This window comes from Ruegeria conchae (assembly GCF_000192475.1).
GTDB lineage: Bacteria > Pseudomonadota > Alphaproteobacteria > Rhodobacterales > Rhodobacteraceae > Ruegeria > Ruegeria conchae.
On record NZ_AEYW01000006.1, the window covers coordinates 701,835 to 719,902 of the forward strand.

The following is an 18,068-nucleotide window of genomic DNA, read 5'->3' on the forward strand; positions in this document are numbered from 1 at the left end:
CTCATGAATTCAGAACAAACTTAACTGATCACCAGACTGGGGCGGTGGCGCGAAATCCGCACAATTCAGCGGTGGTAGGTCTACGGCGAGTCCCAGCCGTTTCACGGCGGCGCTGAACCGTTGCGCAATCATTTCGGCATAAGTCCCCTCGCCCCGCATTCGATGACCCCAACGCGGATCATACTCTTTTCCTCCATGCATCTCCCTTAGCCGCGCCATAACCTTCTCGGCCCTGCCCGGCTGATGCTCGGTCAGCCATTCCCGCCACAGTTCGGACACTTCGCGCGGCAGCCGCAACATGATCCAGCTTGCGGCGTCCGCGCCCGCCTGCTTGCCGGCCTCCAACAGCTTCTCAAGCTCATGGTCGGTTAAACCCGGCACGACAGGAGAGGTCATAACGCGCACCGGTATCCCTGCTTCGGTCAGGACGCGAATCGTGCGCAACCTGCGCAGTGGAGAAGGTGCACGTGGCTCCATCTGGCGGGAAAGATTAGCGTCCAGAGTGGTCAGCGAAATCCCGACCCGCACAAGACCGTAGCGGGCCATGGGCGCCAGGATATCAAGATCACGTTCGATCAATGTGCCTTTTGTCACGATGCCGATTGGATGCTGAAAATCACTCAACACCTGAAGACAGCCTCTTGTTATCTCGCGGCTTTTCTCAATCGGTTGATATGGATCGGTGTTAGTGCCCAACGCAATCGTAGCCACCTTATAGCGTCGCGCAGAAAGCTCCCGTCGCAATATCTCTGCGGCATTGGGGCGTGCGATCAGACGTGTTTCAAAATCCAGCCCTGGCGACAGGCCCAGATATGCATGGGTTGGCCGGGCAAAACAATAAACGCAACCATGCTCGCAACCCCGATATGGATTGATCGAACGATCAAAAGGTAAATCCGGTGATTTGTTGTAGGTGATCAGACTGCGGGCCACTTCGTCCTGAACCTCGGTCCGCAGCGGAGGTAGATCTTCGAACAAATCCCACCCATCCTCGGTCAGCTCGGTCAAATACTTCTCGAATCGACCCGCTGAATTTGATGCCGCTCCCCGGCCCGGATGGTTCATTCTTACGGCCATTTGTTCACCATATGTTCCGAGTGTCAGTATTAATTAAAGCTGGGCCCAATGGCAAGGATTACACCTGTTTCATATCCGATCACCTTGAGGCGTTTTTGAAATCGGTCTGCGCGAAGGAAATCAGAACAAATGAAACAAATGCAGGATGATCTTGCAGAATTCGAGGTCGCCCGACGCCAAAATTCGGCCTATAGGTCGGTCTCGGAACGACCTAGGTCGCAATCGTCACAGTAGTCCTGCGACGAAATGGCCAAAACGGAAAAAATGCCACCCGGGCCGCAAGCCCACTCAGCTCAGGGAATTACCCATGTCCGATGAAGAAGACATCGTCCTGTCCGAACTGAATGACGACGAACTCGTCGAACAGATGTTCGATGACCTTTATGACGGCCTGAAGGAAGAAATCGAAGAAGGTGTGAACATCCTGCTCGAGCGCGGATGGATGCCATACGATATTCTGACCAAAGCACTGGTTGGTGGCATGACAATTGTTGGCCACGACTTCCGCGACGGTATCCTTTTCGTGCCTGAAGTTTTGTTGGCCGCCAACGCAATGAAAGGCGGCATGGCAATCCTGAAGCCATTGCTAGCTGAAACCGGTGCTCCGCGTGTCGGTAAGATGGTTATTGGCACGGTCAAAGGCGACATCCATGACATCGGAAAGAACCTTGTTGCAATGATGATGGAAGGCGCCGGGTTCGAGGTTGTCGATATCGGAATCAACAACCCGGTCGAAAACTATCTGGAAGCGCTAGAAAACGAACAGCCCGACATTTTGGGTATGTCCGCCCTACTGACAACGACTATGCCTTACATGAAGGTGGTAATCGACACACTGGTCGAACAGGGGCTGCGTGATGAATACACCGTTCTGGTTGGCGGCGCACCGCTGAACGAAGAGTTTGGCAAGGCGATCGGTGCTGACGGCTATTGCCGTGACGCAGCCGTGGCGGTGGAAATGGCCAAGGACTTCATGTCGCGCAAGCACAACCAACTGGCCGGCTAAGGCACGCGACCATACCGTGAGACAGGCCGTCCTTTCTGGGGCGGCCTTTTTTGTCCAAAGCCTGACATATATAGTTGCCAACCAGAGAGATCACATGACCGACGCGCCGATACCAGATGATGAAAGCCTGACCCGTCAGGGTTACGCCACTCCGCGCGCTGCCGAGTCGATTCTGCTGATCGCATGTGGGGCGCTTGCCCGTGAAATTCTGGATCTCAAGGAACGGAATGGCTGGGATCATATGGCTCTGACCTGCCTACCCGCAATTCTGCATGTACACCCCGAGAAAATCACGCAAGCGGTCGAGGATGCGATTGCCAAGCACCGCGATTCATACGACCGAATCTATGTTGTATATGCCGATTGCGGAACCGGAGGCCTGCTGCAGACTGCATGTGAACGTCTGGGCGTCGAGATGATTCAAGGGCCCCACTGCTATTCCTTTTTCGAAGGAAATCTGGCATTTGCCGCACATGGCGCCGATGAAACCACTGCGTTTTACCTAACCGATTTCCTCGCCCGGCAGTTTGACGCATTTGTCTGGAAACCGCTTGGTCTGGATAGACACCCGGAACTGCGCGAGATGTATTTCGGAAATTACACCAAACTCGTTTATCAAGCACAGACCGACAACCCGAATCTCACACGTCGCGCACAAGAATGTGCCGAACGGATGGGACTGGAATTCGAGCGTCGGCAGACCGGATACGGTGACTTGGAAACGACGCTTACGGATTGGGCAACACGCAACGCTACATGAAGATCAAGCGCTGGCCAACGCGACCTCGCGAATGCGTTCAATCATAGCACGTAGCCCATTCGAACGTTGCGCAGACAAGTGCTCCTGCAACCCCAGTCTGGCAAGTTCTCCTCCGGCGTCGACCTTTGGCACATCGGCTACCGGCAAGCCGTTGTAAAGCGTGCGTAATACCGCAATCAGGCCCCGCACGATCAGCGCATCGCTGTCCCCGTCAAATTTGAATTGTCCATTCTCGATGCTGGGATGCAGCCAGACTTGGCTGGCACAGCCGTTCACTTTGGTCGCGGGAACCTTGAACGCATCATCCAGCGGTTCCATCGCCTTACCCTGCTCGATGACATGACGATAGCGGTCTTCCCAGTCTTCCAGAAACTCGAAATCTTCGACTATCTCTTCAAAGGCTGGCGTTGCCATGGCTGGTCTGTCCTTGCGTTACGCGATCACATTTGTGAACTATGCTCAGCTTCCCCTTCTGTCCAGCCCCCAGTGTGGCTTTTCAAGATGCTGAAATTGCGGTAACCCAGTGCGGGTAAAGTTGCGCAAAGTGTTGGGTCCATGCACAAATCTCTGACTGTTCTTCTGCTCTCCGCCACGGTTCTTTCCGCCTGTAACAGTTGGAGCAACTCTCGGGCGAACCCATCGAACTGGTTTGGCAGCAGCACACCTGCCCCATCAGAGGTTTCAGCCAGCGACGCAGATGCGTTGGTTCCACGTCAAAACAACGGTAAAGGCCTGTTGGCGCGGCCTGAAATTGAAGACAATAGCGTTCCAATAGCGGTCATCAACGAATTGCGTGTCGACCCCACACCTTCAGGCGCGATCATATATGCAGCTGGTACCGCCATTCGACAGGGCGCATATAATGCGCAGCTTGCCCGAGTAAGGTCCGAAGAACTTACCAAGAATGGCATTTTGGAATATACCTTCCGCGTGGATTATCCGGACTATGCAACCGTTCAGGGAAACGAACGCTCTAGAATGGTTTCTGAAGCTGTCAATGTCAGCGCTCAAGAACTGGAAGGCATCCGCATGGTCCGTGTCAAAGGCCAGCAGAACGCGCTAGAATCACGTCGCCGTTAAAGCGCAACCACATCCACAGCTTGCCCCTTGGCTGCTAGTGCAATCTTGCCCTCGCAAAGCTTAAGTGCATCCTCGCCAAAGACCTCAAAACGCCAGCCGGACATGGCTGGAACATCGCGCTCACCAGCGGCGATCTGGTCCAGATCAGCGCTGGACGCGATCAGTTTTGCGGCGACGCCTGCGCTTTCGGTCTTTGATTTCAGCAGAACGCGCAGAAGATCGGCGAGGGCTGGATTCACTTTCAGCTTGTCACGGCTGTTGTCTACCTTTGGCAATTGATCTTGTGGGCAGTTCACACCCCTTTTTACTGCCGCCAGGATACCGTCAGCGATCGCCCCCTTGCGGGCCTCTCGCAACAGCAAACGTGATCCACCAAGATCAGAGGGCGTTTTAGGCTTTGTCGACGCCATTTCGATTAGTGCATCGTCCTTGAAAACACGGCTACGAGGCACATTGTTCTCTTGCGCATGGGCTTCGCGGAACTGAGCCAACTCTTTCACTACAGCCAGAAATTTAGCGGAATTTGTGCGTGTTTTGACCCTGCGCCACGCTTCTTCAGGACGAATGTCATAGGTCTCGGGCCGTGTTAGAATACGAAGCTCTTCAACGACCCAGTGATCCCGCTTGCTATTTTTCAACTCCGTAGACAGATGTTCATAGATTTTCCGAAGATGGGTTACGTCTGCCAGCGCATAGGTTTTTTGCGCGTCCGTCAATGGACGCCGCGACCAGTCGGTGAAACGCGATGTCTTATCAACGCCTTCTCTACATATTTTCCGGACAAGTGTCTCATAACCGACTTGCTCACCAAAGCCGCAAACCATCGCGGCAACCTGAGTGTCGAACAGCGGTGTCGGAAAGACGCCAGCGTCGACCCAGAAAATTTCCAGATCCTGCCGAGCCGCGTGGAATACTTTGACAACGCTTTCGTTCCGGAACAGGTCATACAAAGGTTCAAGCGACAAATCCTCAGCCAAGGGATCGACTAGAACAGCACTGCCCTCATCCTCGGACGGCACCGCGAGCTGAACCAGGCAGAGCTTGGAATAATAAGTCCGTTCGCGCAGAAATTCGGTATCAACAGTGACATAAGGATATTGTGCAGCAGCCGTGCAGAAGGCGGCCAGCTCTTGCGTCGTAGTCAGGGTTTTCATGCGCGGTGCTGTTCTTGCTTTTGATTCTTGTGACTGCCCGTGTCGTGCTTGTCCCGAGCGATATGCGACCATAAGACGATTACCCTACGCGTGTAAATCGCCGCGCAAATTCAAGGCAACAGAACTGGGTCTTTGTTGCCCATACAATACCGGCGCAGGACCTCAGGATAGAGTTTGTGTTCCTGCACCAACACGCGGGCGGCAAGTTCCTCTGGCGTATCCCCTGCCTTTACCTCCACGCGCGCCTGTCCCAGAACCGGGCCGTCATCCAGCGCGGCTGTGACTTCGTGAACGGTGCAACCATGTTCTGAATCGCCAGCCTCGATGGCGCGGGCATGTGTGTTCAGGCCTTTGTACTTGGGCAACAGCGAAGGGTGGATGTTCAGCATTCGTCCTTGGAAGCGAGAAACAAAATCGCCGGTCAGAACGCGCATGAAACCGGCCAAACACACTAAATCTGGCTGCGAAGCCAGCAGCGGCTTGAGCAGTTCCGCTTCGAACGCGGCGCGATCTTTACCGAAAGGTCGGTGATCGACGGAGGCAGTCTTTACTCCACGCTCTGCGGCCTTTGTCAGCCCTCCGGCTTCAGGGTCGTTCGACAGCACCAAGCAAGGCCGGCCAGCATGGTCCCCGATCATGCTATCGACCAGCGACAGCATGTTTGATCCGCCACCAGAAATCAGAATCGCGACGCGCTTGTGACTCACAGCAGCTTGCCTGAGTACGCGACGCCGGGTGTTTCGGTGACAGATCCGATCCGGGCAACGGTTTCACCAGCTTCGGATAGCAGTGCTTCCAGTTTGTCTGCATCCTCAGCCGTGCAGACCACGATCATCCCGATACCGCAATTGAAGGTTTTCAGCATCTCGGATTCGGCGATGCCGCCAGTTTCGGCCATCCATTTGAACACAGGCGGCAAGTCCCAAGCGCTCAGATCGATCTCGGCCCCCAGCCCGTCGGGCAATACGCGCGGCAGGTTTTCGGTGAGGCCGCCGCCAGTAATATGAGCAAGCGCATGGATGCCCCCTGCCCGGATCGCCTGCAGCGCCGGTTTCACATACAGCCGCGTGGGGGTCAGCAGAGCCTCACCCAATGTTCCGCCACCGAAAGGCGACTCTGCATCCCAGCCCAGCCCCGACATCTCGACCAGTTTGCGCACAAGAGAATAGCCGTTGGAATGCACACCGTTTGAGGCCAGCCCAAGCAGCACATCCCCGTCTTGCACACCCTCGGGCAGGGTCGCGCCGCGCTCCATTGCACCGACCGAGAACCCGGCCAGATCGAAATCGCCATCGGGATACATACCCGGCATCTCGGCGGTTTCGCCTCCGATCAGGGCACAACCGGACTGCACGCAGCCTTCGGCGATGCCCTCGATAATCCGCGCGGCGGTATCGGTATCCAGCTTGCCGGTGGCGAAATAGTCGAGGAAGAACAATGGCTCAGCGCCCTGACAGATCAGATCGTTGACACACATCGCCACCAGATCAATGCCGACGCCATCAACAACACCTGTATCAATCGCGATCCGCAACTTGGTGCCCACGCCATCGGTGGCGCCCACCAGAATCGGGTCTTCATACCCAGCCGCCTTTAGATCAAACAGAGCGCCAAACCCGCCTAGCCCACTCACCACGCCCGAGCGGTTGGTGCGCTTGGCCGCAGGCTTGATCCGATCGACCAGAGCGTTGCCCGCATCGATATCCACACCTGCATCGGCGTAGGTGATTCCGTTCTTGCCCGCTGTCATGGCCAATCCCTCATGAGTGCTTTGCGCGCGGGTTATTCGATTGTGGGCGATGTTGCAACGGTCAGGCTTGACGCGGGCTGCCATCGTGATACGCAAGGCGCATCGGCGGGCCTGTAGCTCAATTGGTTAGAGCAGAGCGCTCATAACGCTTTGGTTGGGGGTTCGAGTCCCTCCGGGCCTACCACATCACCGCCCTATCACGATATCTGCGCATAAACCGCCTAATTTTTCGCTGCTGCCCAGCCGAAGGATGCCGCCGTGTACACGGGCGATGTCGGCGACGATGGCAAGGCCCAACCCAACACCGCTGCCCTGATTCTGGTTCCGAGCCGGGTCCAGGCGCGTGAAAGGTTTGACCGCCTCAGTACGCTGTTCAATGGGTATACCGGGGCCGTCATCCTCGACCCGGACGCGGATCGACTTCGGTGTCATCGACAGACTAACCTCAGCCCTTGAACCATAGCGGATAGCGTTTCCAATCAAATTTTCCACCGCGCGGCGCATTGCCGACGGGCGCAACATAACAGTCCCCTGCCCCTCGACCGATACCAGTTCAACCTGCTGGCCTGCGCGTTGCGCGTCATCGACAATCTGACTCAGCCAAATCTCGGGTTCGACCGCCTCAGGTGTGCTTTCTGCAGTCCCTCTTGAGAAGTCCAGAAATGCATCTAGAAGCGATTGCATTTCATCCACATCCTGCAACAGCGGGGCTGCCTCATCTTCGGGTAACAATGACAACCCCAGCTTCAGACGCGTCAAAGGCGTGCGCAGATCGTGGCTGACGCCAGACAACATCAAAGTGCGCTGCTCGATCTGCCTTTCGATTCGGGAGCGCATATCAACAAAAGCGTTGCCCGCCGCACGCACTTCGATTGCCCCGCTAGGAGAGTAAGGCACCACGCGGCCCCGACCGAACGCCTGCGCCGCATCCGCGAGCCGGGTAATCGGCCGCAGTTGGTTGCGCATGTATAAAAATGAGATCGTGGTGATCAATGCCGCAAAGAACACCATCGTAACGATAAGTTGGTGCGGTGCCGTGGGTGACAGGCGCCGTCGATCAAATTTCAATTCCAAAGTGCCAAGATGCGTGCTCAGATAAAGCCGCACCTCCTGTCCATTCGGCAGTGCGACGTCTTGCATTTGGGGCACCAGCGCCTGCATTTCAGCATCGACTTGTGGAGCGATGAAATCATACCAACGACGCTTTCCAACCACCGGTTCTTGGTACTGCGGCAGAAAACGAGAAGTCATATTCAATGCCGATAGATCAGGCCGTGCAGCAGCCAGCGCCTGCTGCTGCGTCTCTGCACCCTCCATCACGTTCAATATAAGCGTGACCTCACGGGCTGCCGTTCGCGTCATCTGTGCGGTCACTTCCTCGAGATGCTTTTGCAAAAAAGCGATCGCCACAACCAAGAGTACAACGATGACCGGTAGCACCAGGATAAGTGCGGCACGCGCGTACAGGCTGCGCGGTATATAAGGTTTGAGCCATTGGGTCGACATGCGCTAAACCTAGCGGGCTGCCTGGACAAGAGGAAGAGGTCAGAATGCAAGCCTCCGATGATTTCAACCCAGTGCCTGGACAAGCTGTGATACTTGCTCAAGGCCTAAGCCGGGTGCTTGCCCCAAACCCCTCACCGATGACATATCGCGGTACGAACACTTACCTTCTGGGTGAAACAGACATCGCCGTCATCGATCCGGGACCGCTGAGCGACGCACATTTGTCGGCGATTCTCGATGCATTACAGCCCAATCAGCGGATCAGCCATATCTTCGTCACTCACACCCATCTCGATCACTCACCCCTTGCTGCCCCTCTTGCGATCCATACAGGCGCACCGATTCTCGCTTTTGGAGGGCCTCAAGCAGGCCGCAGTGCGGTTATGACGGAATTGGCGCAGAATGGGTTTGCGGGCGGCGGTGAGGGAATTGATATGGATTTTCGCCCTGATATTGAGCTGGAAGACACTGCATGTATTTCTGCGGACGACTGGACGCTTGAAGTCATCCACACACCCGGCCATCTCGGCAACCATATTGCGCTCGCCTGGGGCGATGTTTGCTTTACAGCGGATCACGTCATGGGATGGGCCAGTTCGCTGGTCTCACCGCCCGACGGGGATCTGACCGACTTCATGGCCGCCTGCCATCGCCTTCGCGCGAGAGAATGGTCAGTCTTTCATCCCGGCCACGGCGCTCCTGTAACGGAACCAAACAATCGCCTGGAGTGGCTGATTCAGCACCGTCTTTCGCGCGAATCTCAGATTCTTGACGAACTGATCAAAGGCCCGGCCACTGCACGTCAGCTTGCACTGCGTATTTATATAGACACGCCTGGTGCATTGCTCCCAGCGGCGGAAAGAAATGTATTCGCGCATCTGGTCGATCTGACCGGAAAGGCCCAGGTCGCACCCGTTGAGACGCTTTCAGCACAGTCCGAATTTATCAGGCTCAGTTAGCGGCAAACTTTTTTCATCAGCAATGCGCTTCCCCTCTGGACGACGAAATTCCGTGTTGTTATACGCCCTTCAGTTCCGGCGTAGCTCAGCGGTAGAGCAGTTGACTGTTAATCAATTGGTCGTAGGTTCGATCCCTACCGCCGGAGCCAATATCCATATGCACTCTCATTGCGCTGCCAGATCGTACTAACCTTCCAGAAGTCTATTTTGGTGCAGTTCTGAAACGGCTGAGGCCTCTTGTTTTCTGATTGCCTTGTCGCGGTTCATATTGGTGATTAGGACTTAACCCTATAAACGATATTGGCGGATTGTTTAGCTGCAATCACGTGTACAGGAACAAGAACAAATATGCGCCACGAATACGAAATAGGGATGCTGTGGGTCGAAGGCCCCCTCAGCTATGTAGAAGTTCTTTGCGCTCAATCTTTCTTAGATGCAGGTCATCATGTAAAACTCTACCATTATGGACACGTACAAAATGTGCCGGAAGGTGTAGAGCTTGTTCACGGCGATACCGTACTCGGCAGTGATCGCTTTATCAAACACGGTAGAACAGGTAGCTTCGCGTTGTTCTCTGATGTATTCAGGTATCATCTTCTTCAACAAAATGACCGGATGATCTGGGCGGATCTTGATGCTTATTGCGTCAAGACTTTCAAGTCGGAGACTGGTCATTTCTACGCTTGGGAATCCGACTATCAAATTGCTGGTGGTGTTTTAGGCCTACCTTCAGACAGCGAAGCGCTTGGGCAACTTCTTGAGATGACTGAAGATGAATATGGAATTCCTGAATGGTATCCTGATGAAGAGAAGAAGCGCCTTGAAAACCTAAGAGAGGCAGGAACTCCGGTGCATGTTGGTGATTTACGTTGGGGTGTCTGGGGTCCGCATGCAGTGACTCATTATCTGCAAAAAACCGGAGAATCGAAATACGCTTTTCCAGAAAATTGGCTTTATCCAATAAGTTTTAAAAACCGCCGCTTTTTAATGCGGTCAAAATGGGCCCGTAAAGTGCGCCGTGCTGTAACTGAAGATACTTATTCAGTTCATTTCTATGGGCGTAGAATCCGGCAGTTTTTGGCCACTATAGGAGGCGTTCCTGAACCGGGCAGTTACATGGAACAGTTGTTGACTAAGCACAACATTAACACCGCTGCGGCACCTATTTTTACGCGGCAAGAGCGTGAGGCACAAAAGGCAACTCAGGAAGCAACTCCACCTGTAAAATAAACCTGCAGGTAGCCTTTCGAAGCGACAATGCTTACATCGGTGCCAAGAGAAAACTCACAAGCAAAAACATAGAGTTTTCTGGGCCTTTACTAATTATCTTCAAAAAATAATCTAATCCTCTGGACGATGCCAAAGCTGATTGCTATACGGCGCGGACCGTTCCGGCGTAGCTCAGCGGTAGAGCAGTTGACTGTTAATCAATTGGTCGTAGGTTCGATCCCTACCGCCGGAGCCATTCTTCCCCCGTTTGGCATTCACCCCATCAGCACGTCGCTAAAATCCGCACGCAAGTTCCGTTTCAGGACTTTGCCGGTTGCGTTCAATGGCAGAGCGTCGACGAATACAACCTTGTCTGGCACCTGCCATTTGGCGATCTTACCGTCAAAGAATGAAAGTAAATCCTGCTCGGTTGGCTCTTGGCCTTCCGCCTTCACAGCAACCAAAAGCGGGCGTTCATCCCACTTCGGATGAGGCACACCCACAACCGCCGCTGTCGCCAGTTGAGGGTGCGCGACAGCGATATTTTCCAGCTCGACCGAGCTGATCCATTCGCCACCTGATTTGATAATATCCTTCGATCGGTCGCGGATGGTCATAAACCCATCTGGGTCCAATGTTGCCACGTCGCCGGTTGCGAACCAGCCATCCTGCAACAAGGCGTCATCTTGCATGTGGAAATAGCTGTCTAGCACCCAATGGCCGCGCACCATCAGATCACCCTGCGTTTCACCGTCATGGGGAAGGTCGCTGCCATCGTCATCGACTATTTTCAGTTCAACACCAAAGGGCGGGCGGCCTTGGCTCTCGCGTAGTTTGTGTTGTGCTTCAATGGGCATTTCCAGATGCTTGGCCATAGGATAGTTGGTAGTGCCCAGCGGGCTCATTTCACTCATACCCCAGGCATGGACGGTATCGACACCATAGGTCTCGCGAAAGGTTTCGATCATCGAAGGCGGGCACGCTGCACCGCCTATAACTGTACGATTCAGGCTTTCCAGTTTGGTTCCACATGTCGCCGCGTGCGCCAGAAGGCCCTGCCAGATGGTTGGCACACCCATCGCCAATGTCACGCCATAAGTGTCGATCAGATTGACCAATGCTTCCCCATGCAAACCCGGCCCCGGCAATACCATGCGTGAGCCGGACATGGCGCTGGCATAGGGTGAACCCCAAGCATTAACGTGAAACATTGGCACCACCGGCAATACCACATCCATCGCGGAATAGCCGATAACATCACGTGTGTTTGACGCGAAACTATGCAGCAAAGTCGAACGATGCGAATACAGAACACCTTTGGGGTTTCCTGTTGTGCCCGATGTGTAGCAAAGGCTAGAGGCGGTATTCTCATCAAAACTGGGCCACGCGTAATCCGCATCGCCGGTTTCAATCAACTCGTCATAGAAGATCAGACCAGGGACCTGAGACAACGCGGCCTCATCTCGTGCACCCATCAGCACGAAATGCTGCACCTCGGTCAGATGCTCCTGAAGCGCGGCGACCAACGGCAGGAAAGTTGCATCAAAGAACAGAACCCGATCCTGCGCGTGGTTGATGATATAGGTCAGTTGCTCAGGGAAAAGACGCGGATTGATCGTGTGACAGACGAAGCCCGCGCCGGATACGGCATAGTAGATCTCAAGATGGCGGCGGTTATTCCAGGCCAGTGTGCCCACTCGATCCTGCGGCTGTAGCCCAAGATTCATAAGCGCCGAAGCCATACGGCGGGCGTTCTGCGCGATCCCCGCCCAGTTGGTCTGGGTCACGGCCCCGTCCGTCTCGACCGAGATTATCTCGGTCTGTCCGTGATAGCGTTCGGCGTGATCAATAAGCGACGAAATCAGCAAAGGCTGCGTCATCATCTGTCCCAGCATGGACAATCCTCCCATCGTCAGCGCTTGGCCGCGCCCTTCTACATTGGCAGAAACCCTGCCAAGATTTTAATTGTCTGACAATAAGAGAGTTTGGCTGAGTGCCGTGTCAACCTCGATGGCGTAGCGCGTACTCGACCAGACCGGCTGTCGAACCATCCTTGCCTTCGGTGCCAACTTCGCCATCGACAATGGGCCCCAGAGACGTCGCCAGTTCTTTGCCCAGCTCAACGCCCCATTGATCGAATGAATTGATGCCGAGCAACACGCCTTCGACAAAAACCCGATGCTCGTACAGCGCAATGATCTGGCCCAGCACATATGGCGTAAGCTGCGGATATATCAGGGTTGTTGATGGGCGATCCCCCGAGAACACACGGTGGCGCGCCTGACGCTCCAGCTCTTCGCCGGTCAAACCCTTATCCACCATCCGCACGCGGGCTTCATCCAATGATCGGCCTTGCATCAGAGCCTCGGACTGAGCCAGGCAATTGGCCAGAAGCAGACGATGATGATGGGCCAATTCAGGCTCATGCCCATTGGCTGCCACCATGAACTCGCACGGGATCACGTCAGTGCCCTGGTGAATCAGTTGATAGAATGCGTGCTGTCCATTGGTGCCAGGCTCACCCCAAACCACCGGACCTGATGGCATGGCCAACGTACTGCCATCCATTGCGACAGATTTGCCGTTCGATTCCATTTCAAGCTGCTGGAAATACGCTGGAAGCCGCAGAAGGCGCTGATCATAAGGCAAAACCGCACGGCTGGCGTAACCCAAAACCTGCCGGTGCCAGACACCGACAAGCGCCAACATAACCGGCATGTTTTCAACCCACTTCGCCGAGCGGAAATGCAGGTCCATCGCCTGCCCACCTCGCAGAAAAGCATCGAATGCATTTGAGCCTACAGCGATCATCACCGGCAATCCGACCGGGCCCCAGACCGAATAGCGTCCGCCCACCCAGTCGGCGAAACCGAACACGCGCTCTTCGGGGATGCCAAACGCAGCTGTCTTATCCACCGCGCTCGAAACGGCAGCGAATTGCTGCGACGGGTCTCCGCCTCCATCCACCATCCAAGCACGCGCCGTCCGCGCGTTGGTCATGGTTTCGATGGTGGTGAAGGTTTTCGAAGCCACAACAATCAGCGTGCGCGTCGGGTCTAGCATGCGCAAGGTGTCGGCGATATGCGCCCCGTCCACGTTCGAGACGTAATGCAACTTTGGACCATCGTGATACGGTGCCAGGGCATGTGTCGCCATGACCGGACCAAGATCCGAGCCGCCGATGCCGATATTCACAACATCCGTAAAGCTGCCCCCTGCCCCCTTGATCGCCCCGCCGCGCACCTCTTCGGCAAACACGCGCATCCGCTGCAATGTTTCCAGAACGTCTGGCATCACGTCCTGACCATCCACCTCGACCGGACCGCCATCGAGGTTGCGCAACGCCGTATGCAGTACCGCACGCCCTTCGGTCTCGTTGATCTTTTGGCCCGCAAACATCGCCGTCCGGCGATCCGCCAATTTGGCATGGTCACAGAGTTGAATAAGTGCAGAGCGAATGTCGTCGTTGATCTGAGTTTTAGAGTAGTCAAACAACAGGTCGCCGCTGGACGTGGAAAAACTCTCGGCACGGTTTGAATCTGCATCGAACAGATCAAGTATTCTGCGATCACCGATCGATTTAGCCAGAGATTTCAGTTGATCCAATTGCATGGTGACTACTCCGCCCAGTGGACAGTCATGCCGGTTAGCACGGCCGCGATAGGCGCCTCTTCTGGCGGCAGTGACATGGCGCGATCCAGCGCATCGCGCTTGGATTCTCCGAAGATAATGAGATGTTTTGACAACGCACCTTCGAGCACGGGTGCGGTCAGTGTTATTCTCGCCTCGGGCTGCACGTTTGTCCTTGCCACCGCAAGTGTAGGCGCGTGGCTGTCCAGCGCGGCAGTCAGGCCCTGCATCCCAGGAAAAAGAGAGGCCGTGTGCATATCCTCACCCATGCCAAGAACCAGGACCGACAGAGGCAAGACGGGATTGATCAGGCTTTCGATCTCAGGCAGAACCGCTTCGGGCTCATGACCTGCGACAAACAATGGCAGGTACTGCGCGACAGAGGCGCGATTGGTCAATAGACGCTCGCGGATCAGCCGCTCGTTCGAACGTTTATGGTCACCCGGTACGCACCGCTCATCTGTCGGCAACACGCGCACGCGATCCCACTCAAGATCAGCCGCACATAACCCATCAAACACCGGCCCCGGGGTGGTCCCTCCGGGAACGGCAAGCGAAACAACATCGTGGTGCAACAACGCGGACTCAATGTCTCCGGCCAGTGCATTCGCGACATCAATGGCCAGCATGTCACGGTCTGCATATTCTTTAATATTCATGGGTTTATTCCTTGCCAGCGGCGGTGATCTCTCTTCATCAGCAGTTCGGCGTCGCCTGGGCCAGTGCTGCCATTTTCATAAGGTTTGGGCACGTCTCCGCGTGCCTGCCAGCCCGCAATGATCGGGTCGGTCCAGGCCCACGCGGCCTCGACCTCATCACCGCGCATAAACAGGGTCTGGTTGCCGCGAATGACATCCATCACCAGCCGCTCATAGGCGTCTGGCGGGTCCTGATTTTCGGGTCCAAGCGCCTCGGCAAAGCTCATGTCCAGCGGAACGTCGACCAGCCGCATCCCACCCTGCCCCGGCTCTTTGATCGTCACTTTCAGAGTAATGCCTTCGTTCGGCTGCAACCGAATCGAAAGCGCATTTGCGTGACGCCCCGCCTCTTCGCCGAAAATCGAATGCGGCGCATCCTTGAACATCACATTGATGACCGACGACCGCGCTACCAATTCCTTACCAGTGCGCAGATAAAATGGGGTGCCTGCCCATCTCCAGTTGCTGATATGCGCGCGCAAAGCCACATAACTCTCGGTCGTGGACCGGTTGTTACCCACAACCTCGCGATACCCCCGACCCTGTTTTCCACCGGCAAACTGTCCCCGAACAATGTGGTGCGGTTCAACCGGGTCCAGCGCACGGATCACCTTGAGCTTTTCGTCGCGTACCGCATCCGGGTCAAACTTTGCGGGCGGTTCCATCGCGATCAGACACAAAAGCTGCATTAGGTGGTTCTGCATCATATCGCGCATGGCACCTGCACGCTCGTAATACTCTTCCCGCCCATCGATGCCGACTGTTTCCGCAACGGTGATCTGAATGTGATCCACGTACTGGCTGTTCCACAATGGCTCGAACAACATGTTGCCGAACCGGACCGCCATCAGGTTTTGTACCGTTTCTTTACCCAGATAGTGATCAATTCGATAGATTTGCCCCTCATCAAAATGCGACGCCAAAGTTGCATTCAAAGCGCGCGCACTTTCCAGATCGTGCCCAAACGGCTTTTCAACAACGATCCGGGTCTGAGGGGTGGCGAGATTATGCGCTCTGATCCGCTCGGCCAGCGGACCAAACAGTCTGGGACCCACCGAGAAATAGAACGCTCGGATTCGATCCGTGCTCAGCAATTCGGACAATGGAGCCCACCCGTCTTCGGACAAGGCATCCAGCGGAACATAATTTATGCGCTGCAGAAAACCATTTACCGCCTCCGGGTCTTTAGACCGTTTTGGCGCATACTGACGCAAAGATTCGGCAACTATATCCCGAAAGGATTCAACGGTCAGCGCACCCCGTGCCGCGCCTATGATCCGGGTGGCCTCGGGCCATTGTCCGGCGCAGTAACGCCGAAACAGAGCCGGAACGATCTTGCGCTGCGCCAGATCGCCGGTTCCGCCGAATATGACCAGATCAAATGGGTCAACGGGTATGACGCGAGAAACCATGGCTTTTCCTTACCTTGCCAGTCGTGGCATGTCCAATGTTAGCGCAATCAAAATGTCGAAATCTTCGAACATCAAAACTCTGTCAGCAGGGCGTCAACGTACTTAACTAAACCGGCACAAACGATTAAGTCGGTTTGGTAAATGCACAAAACCGGATGCCGGAATGAAAGACAACGCCACTCAGGCTGCAAATATCGGGAAGTTTCAAAACAGTTTGGTGACAGCGGACGGGCAAACACGCGCGTCTGTTGCGTTATCCAACCCGGAAACGTTGTGGTTCAATACCGGCACGCTGTGCAATATCGAATGCGTCAACTGTTATATCGCCAGCAGTCCCACCAATGACGCGCTGGTTTACATCGCAGCAGACGAGGTTCGCGCTTATCTGGATCAGATCGAAGAACGCCAGTGGCCAATCCGCGAGATTGGTTTTACCGGTGGTGAGCCCTTCATGAACCCTGAAATGATCGAAATGACCCGCGCAGCGCTTGAACGCGGCTACGAGGTTCTGATTCTGACTAACGCCATGCAGCCGATGATGCGACGCACGATGCGCGAAGGGTTGCTGGAGCTGCAACGTGACTATGGCGGCAAGCTGACACTGCGCATTTCGGTCGATCACTACCGCCCGGAATTACATGATGAAGAGCGTGGAAAAGGCAGCTTTGCCAAGACGCTGATCGGCATGGAATGGCTGCGGGATAACGGCTTTAAGATGGCGATCGCCGGGCGTACCGTGTGGGGAGATTCCGACGCCGACAGCCGTGCAGGCTATGGCGCATTCTATGCAGAACATGGCTTTGACATCGATCCTCAAGACCCGGGTCAAACCGTGCTGTTTCCCGAAATGGATGAATCCATAGAAGTGCCTGAAATCACCACCGCTTGCTGGGGAATTCTTGATAAATCTCCAGATGCCATGATGTGTGCCAGCTCGCGCATGGTGATTAAGCGCAAAGGCGCAGAACGTCCGGCGGTTTTGGCATGTACGTTGCTGCCATACTCACCTGAATTCGAAATGGGCGAAACCTTGGCCGAGGCCGAAGCCGACGTGCATCTAAACCACCCGCACTGCGCCAAGTTCTGCGTTCTTGGTGGGGCCAGTTGCTCCGGTTGATCAGTTAAGCTCGGGTGATTTCCAGAATTTTGTACCTGAGGCTCCCGCTGACACCCGCCACCCCTTCTTGCTCAGAACAAAGAAGGATCGGCCATCGGTAAAGCGCAGCGTGTCTCCCGCGCGATCCTCACCATACATTGCGCCCGTCTCCGCGGTCGCGTCGTAGCCGTGATCAATAAAATACTCTAGATCTGCAGGGGTTTCGAAGAGGATCACGAACTTGGTTTCAAAGCCCCCGATCCCAATCGCTCCGCCAACGCCCCCGGTCCCCATGTTCATATAGGTGTGTTGTCCTGTGTCTTTTGAAACCGCCACACCGCGCCCGTAACCTGCAGATACCGGAAAAACCGTCACCTTGCGCGAGTCAAAAACCGCGTATCCAGCGCAGACTTCGTATAGTTCTTGTGCCTGTGGATTCTCGGCTAGTAGTTGATCCAGAATTTCGCCCGCCATCAAATCCAACTTGGCACGTGTCTCTTCAGGCGTGGCTTCATTCCTTAGCAGTTCCGAAGTCGAATCAATGGTTTCGTCGACGACGTTCGCACCTTTCTCGATTGTGTTACCAACACCCTCTGCACCGCGACCTATCGCGTTTGCAGTATTCTCAGCGCCCTTTTTGATCTTATCCAGAACCCCTTCGGCGATGGCAGGACCGCTCAGGAAAACCGCAGCGGCGAGGATAAGATATCTAGGCATAGAGTGATTCCGTA

Annotated in this window: 17 protein-coding genes and 3 tRNA genes; 9 read left to right on the forward strand and 11 right to left on the reverse strand. The window is 55.1% G+C overall.

From position 1 onward, the window contains the following. Positions 1-9 precede the first annotated feature (9 nt). The gene (locus G7G_RS0107995) at positions 10-1,065 is read right to left on the reverse strand and encodes a PA0069 family radical SAM protein (RefSeq protein ID WP_238528771.1); all 1,056 of its coding nucleotides are present in this window, start codon (positions 1,063-1,065) and stop codon (positions 10-12) included. Positions 1,066-1,384: 319 nt separating this feature from the next. Between G7G_RS0107995 and G7G_RS0108000 the strand changes: the two genes are divergently transcribed. Continuing rightward, complete coding sequence (locus G7G_RS0108000) at positions 1,385-2,083, forward strand: corrinoid protein (RefSeq protein WP_010440291.1); 699 nt, start codon at positions 1,385-1,387, stop codon at positions 2,081-2,083. Between the two features lie 94 nt (positions 2,084-2,177). Continuing rightward, on the forward strand, positions 2,178-2,843 hold the full coding sequence (locus tag G7G_RS0108005) for a DUF1638 domain-containing protein (protein ID WP_010440292.1): 666 nt from the start codon (positions 2,178-2,180) through the stop codon (positions 2,841-2,843). Positions 2,844-2,846: 3 nt separating this feature from the next. On the opposite strand, the gene G7G_RS0108010 is transcribed toward G7G_RS0108005, so the two are convergent. Further along, positions 2,847-3,257, reverse strand: coding sequence for a SufE family protein (locus G7G_RS0108010; RefSeq protein WP_010440293.1), 411 nt, complete (start codon positions 3,255-3,257; stop codon positions 2,847-2,849). A gap of 141 nt (positions 3,258-3,398) precedes the next feature. Here G7G_RS0108010 and G7G_RS0108015 point away from each other — a divergent pair, with 141 nt between their 5' ends. Beyond that, a complete protein-coding gene (locus G7G_RS0108015) occupies positions 3,399-3,923 on the forward strand; it encodes a hypothetical protein (protein ID WP_010440294.1) in 525 nt (174 codons plus the stop codon). On the opposite strand, the gene rnd is transcribed toward G7G_RS0108015, so the two are convergent. From rnd to purM, 3 genes are all read right to left on the reverse strand, one after another. Next, positions 3,920-5,077, reverse strand: a complete 1,158-nt coding sequence (rnd, locus tag G7G_RS0108020) for a ribonuclease D (RefSeq protein ID WP_010440295.1) — start codon at positions 5,075-5,077, stop codon at positions 3,920-3,922. The two genes, G7G_RS0108015 and rnd, sit on opposite strands and share 4 nt — an antisense overlap. Positions 5,078-5,187: 110 nt before the next feature. Beyond that, a complete protein-coding gene (gene purN / locus G7G_RS0108025) occupies positions 5,188-5,784 on the reverse strand; it encodes a phosphoribosylglycinamide formyltransferase (protein ID WP_010440296.1) in 597 nt (198 codons plus the stop codon). Further along, positions 5,781-6,827, reverse strand: a complete 1,047-nt coding sequence (gene purM, locus G7G_RS0108030; RefSeq protein ID WP_010440297.1) for a phosphoribosylformylglycinamidine cyclo-ligase — start codon at positions 6,825-6,827, stop codon at positions 5,781-5,783. Before purM ends, purN begins: the two co-directional genes overlap by 4 nt. A 107-nt stretch (positions 6,828-6,934) precedes the next feature. On the opposite strand from purM, the gene G7G_RS0108035 reads away from it, so the two are divergent. Next, positions 6,935-7,011: transfer RNA gene (locus tag G7G_RS0108035), tRNA-Ile, on the forward strand. Positions 7,012-7,013: 2 nt separating this feature from the next. On the opposite strand, the gene G7G_RS0108040 is transcribed toward G7G_RS0108035, so the two are convergent. Then, positions 7,014-8,333 carry an ATP-binding protein gene (locus tag G7G_RS0108040; RefSeq protein ID WP_010440298.1) on the reverse strand — a complete coding sequence of 440 codons (1,320 nt, stop codon included), beginning with the start codon at positions 8,331-8,333 and terminating at the stop codon, positions 7,014-7,016. 44 nt (positions 8,334-8,377) lie between these two features. Here G7G_RS0108040 and G7G_RS0108045 point away from each other — a divergent pair, with 44 nt between their 5' ends. From G7G_RS0108045 to G7G_RS0108060, 4 genes are all read left to right on the forward strand, one after another. Then, positions 8,378-9,292 (forward strand): MBL fold metallo-hydrolase, encoded by a 915-nt coding sequence (locus G7G_RS0108045; RefSeq protein ID WP_010440299.1) that lies wholly within the window; start codon positions 8,378-8,380, stop codon positions 9,290-9,292. Between the two features lie 74 nt (positions 9,293-9,366). After that, positions 9,367-9,441: transfer RNA gene (locus G7G_RS0108050), tRNA-Asn, on the forward strand. Between the two features lie 199 nt (positions 9,442-9,640). Beyond that, positions 9,641-10,522 carry a hypothetical protein gene (locus tag G7G_RS0108055; protein WP_010440300.1) on the forward strand — a complete coding sequence of 294 codons (882 nt, stop codon included), beginning with the start codon at positions 9,641-9,643 and terminating at the stop codon, positions 10,520-10,522. A gap of 160 nt (positions 10,523-10,682) precedes the next feature. Beyond that, positions 10,683-10,757: transfer RNA gene (locus G7G_RS0108060), tRNA-Asn, on the forward strand. Positions 10,758-10,776: 19 nt separating this feature from the next. Here G7G_RS0108060 and G7G_RS0108065 read toward each other — a convergent pair. From G7G_RS0108065 to zwf, 4 genes are all read right to left on the reverse strand, one after another. Next, a complete protein-coding gene (locus G7G_RS0108065; protein WP_010440301.1) occupies positions 10,777-12,396 on the reverse strand; it encodes a long-chain-fatty-acid--CoA ligase in 1,620 nt (539 codons plus the stop codon). A 106-nt stretch (positions 12,397-12,502) separates the two neighbouring features. After that, positions 12,503-14,113, reverse strand: coding sequence for a glucose-6-phosphate isomerase (gene pgi, locus G7G_RS0108070; RefSeq protein WP_010440302.1), 1,611 nt, complete (start codon positions 14,111-14,113; stop codon positions 12,503-12,505). A gap of 5 nt (positions 14,114-14,118) precedes the next feature. After that, positions 14,119-14,790 (reverse strand): 6-phosphogluconolactonase, encoded by a 672-nt coding sequence (gene pgl / locus G7G_RS0108075; protein ID WP_010440303.1) that lies wholly within the window; start codon positions 14,788-14,790, stop codon positions 14,119-14,121. Next, positions 14,787-16,241: a glucose-6-phosphate dehydrogenase gene (zwf, locus tag G7G_RS0108080; protein ID WP_010440304.1), complete on the reverse strand. Its 1,455-nt coding sequence runs from the start codon at positions 16,239-16,241 to the stop codon at positions 14,787-14,789. Before zwf ends, pgl begins: the two co-directional genes overlap by 4 nt. Before the next feature lie 163 nt (positions 16,242-16,404). Here zwf and G7G_RS0108085 point away from each other — a divergent pair, with 163 nt between their 5' ends. Next, positions 16,405-17,358 (forward strand): radical SAM protein, encoded by a 954-nt coding sequence (locus G7G_RS0108085; RefSeq protein ID WP_010440305.1) that lies wholly within the window; start codon positions 16,405-16,407, stop codon positions 17,356-17,358. Here G7G_RS0108085 and G7G_RS22835 read toward each other — a convergent pair whose 3' ends face one another. After that, a complete protein-coding gene (locus G7G_RS22835) occupies positions 17,359-18,054 on the reverse strand; it encodes a lipid-binding SYLF domain-containing protein (RefSeq protein ID WP_010440306.1) in 696 nt (231 codons plus the stop codon). Positions 18,055-18,068 lie beyond the last annotated feature (14 nt).

Coding starts and splice junctions, on each gene's coding strand:
- G7G_RS0107995 (WP_238528771.1), bottom strand. CDS start 1,065: ATGAACCATCCGGGCCGGGGAGCGGCATCAAATTCAGCGGGTCGATTC.
- G7G_RS0108000 (WP_010440291.1), top strand. CDS start 1,385: ATGTCCGATGAAGAAGACATCGTCCTGTCCGAACTGAATGACGACGAA.
- G7G_RS0108005 (WP_010440292.1), top strand. CDS start 2,178: ATGACCGACGCGCCGATACCAGATGATGAAAGCCTGACCCGTCAGGGT.
- G7G_RS0108010 (WP_010440293.1), bottom strand. CDS start 3,257: ATGGCAACGCCAGCCTTTGAAGAGATAGTCGAAGATTTCGAGTTTCTG.
- G7G_RS0108015 (WP_010440294.1), top strand. CDS start 3,399: ATGCACAAATCTCTGACTGTTCTTCTGCTCTCCGCCACGGTTCTTTCC.
- rnd (WP_010440295.1), bottom strand. CDS start 5,077: ATGAAAACCCTGACTACGACGCAAGAGCTGGCCGCCTTCTGCACGGCT.
- purM (WP_010440297.1), bottom strand. CDS start 6,827: ATGACAGCGGGCAAGAACGGAATCACCTACGCCGATGCAGGTGTGGAT.
- G7G_RS0108040 (WP_010440298.1), bottom strand. CDS start 8,333: ATGTCGACCCAATGGCTCAAACCTTATATACCGCGCAGCCTGTACGCG.
- G7G_RS0108045 (WP_010440299.1), top strand. CDS start 8,378: ATGCAAGCCTCCGATGATTTCAACCCAGTGCCTGGACAAGCTGTGATA.
- G7G_RS0108055 (WP_010440300.1), top strand. CDS start 9,641: ATGCGCCACGAATACGAAATAGGGATGCTGTGGGTCGAAGGCCCCCTC.
- G7G_RS0108065 (WP_010440301.1), bottom strand. CDS start 12,396: ATGCTGGGACAGATGATGACGCAGCCTTTGCTGATTTCGTCGCTTATT.
- pgi (WP_010440302.1), bottom strand. CDS start 14,113: ATGCAATTGGATCAACTGAAATCTCTGGCTAAATCGATCGGTGATCGC.
- pgl (WP_010440303.1), bottom strand. CDS start 14,790: ATGAATATTAAAGAATATGCAGACCGTGACATGCTGGCCATTGATGTC.
- zwf (WP_010440304.1), bottom strand. CDS start 16,241: ATGGTTTCTCGCGTCATACCCGTTGACCCATTTGATCTGGTCATATTC.
- G7G_RS0108085 (WP_010440305.1), top strand. CDS start 16,405: ATGAAAGACAACGCCACTCAGGCTGCAAATATCGGGAAGTTTCAAAAC.
- G7G_RS22835 (WP_010440306.1), bottom strand. CDS start 18,054: ATGCCTAGATATCTTATCCTCGCCGCTGCGGTTTTCCTGAGCGGTCCT.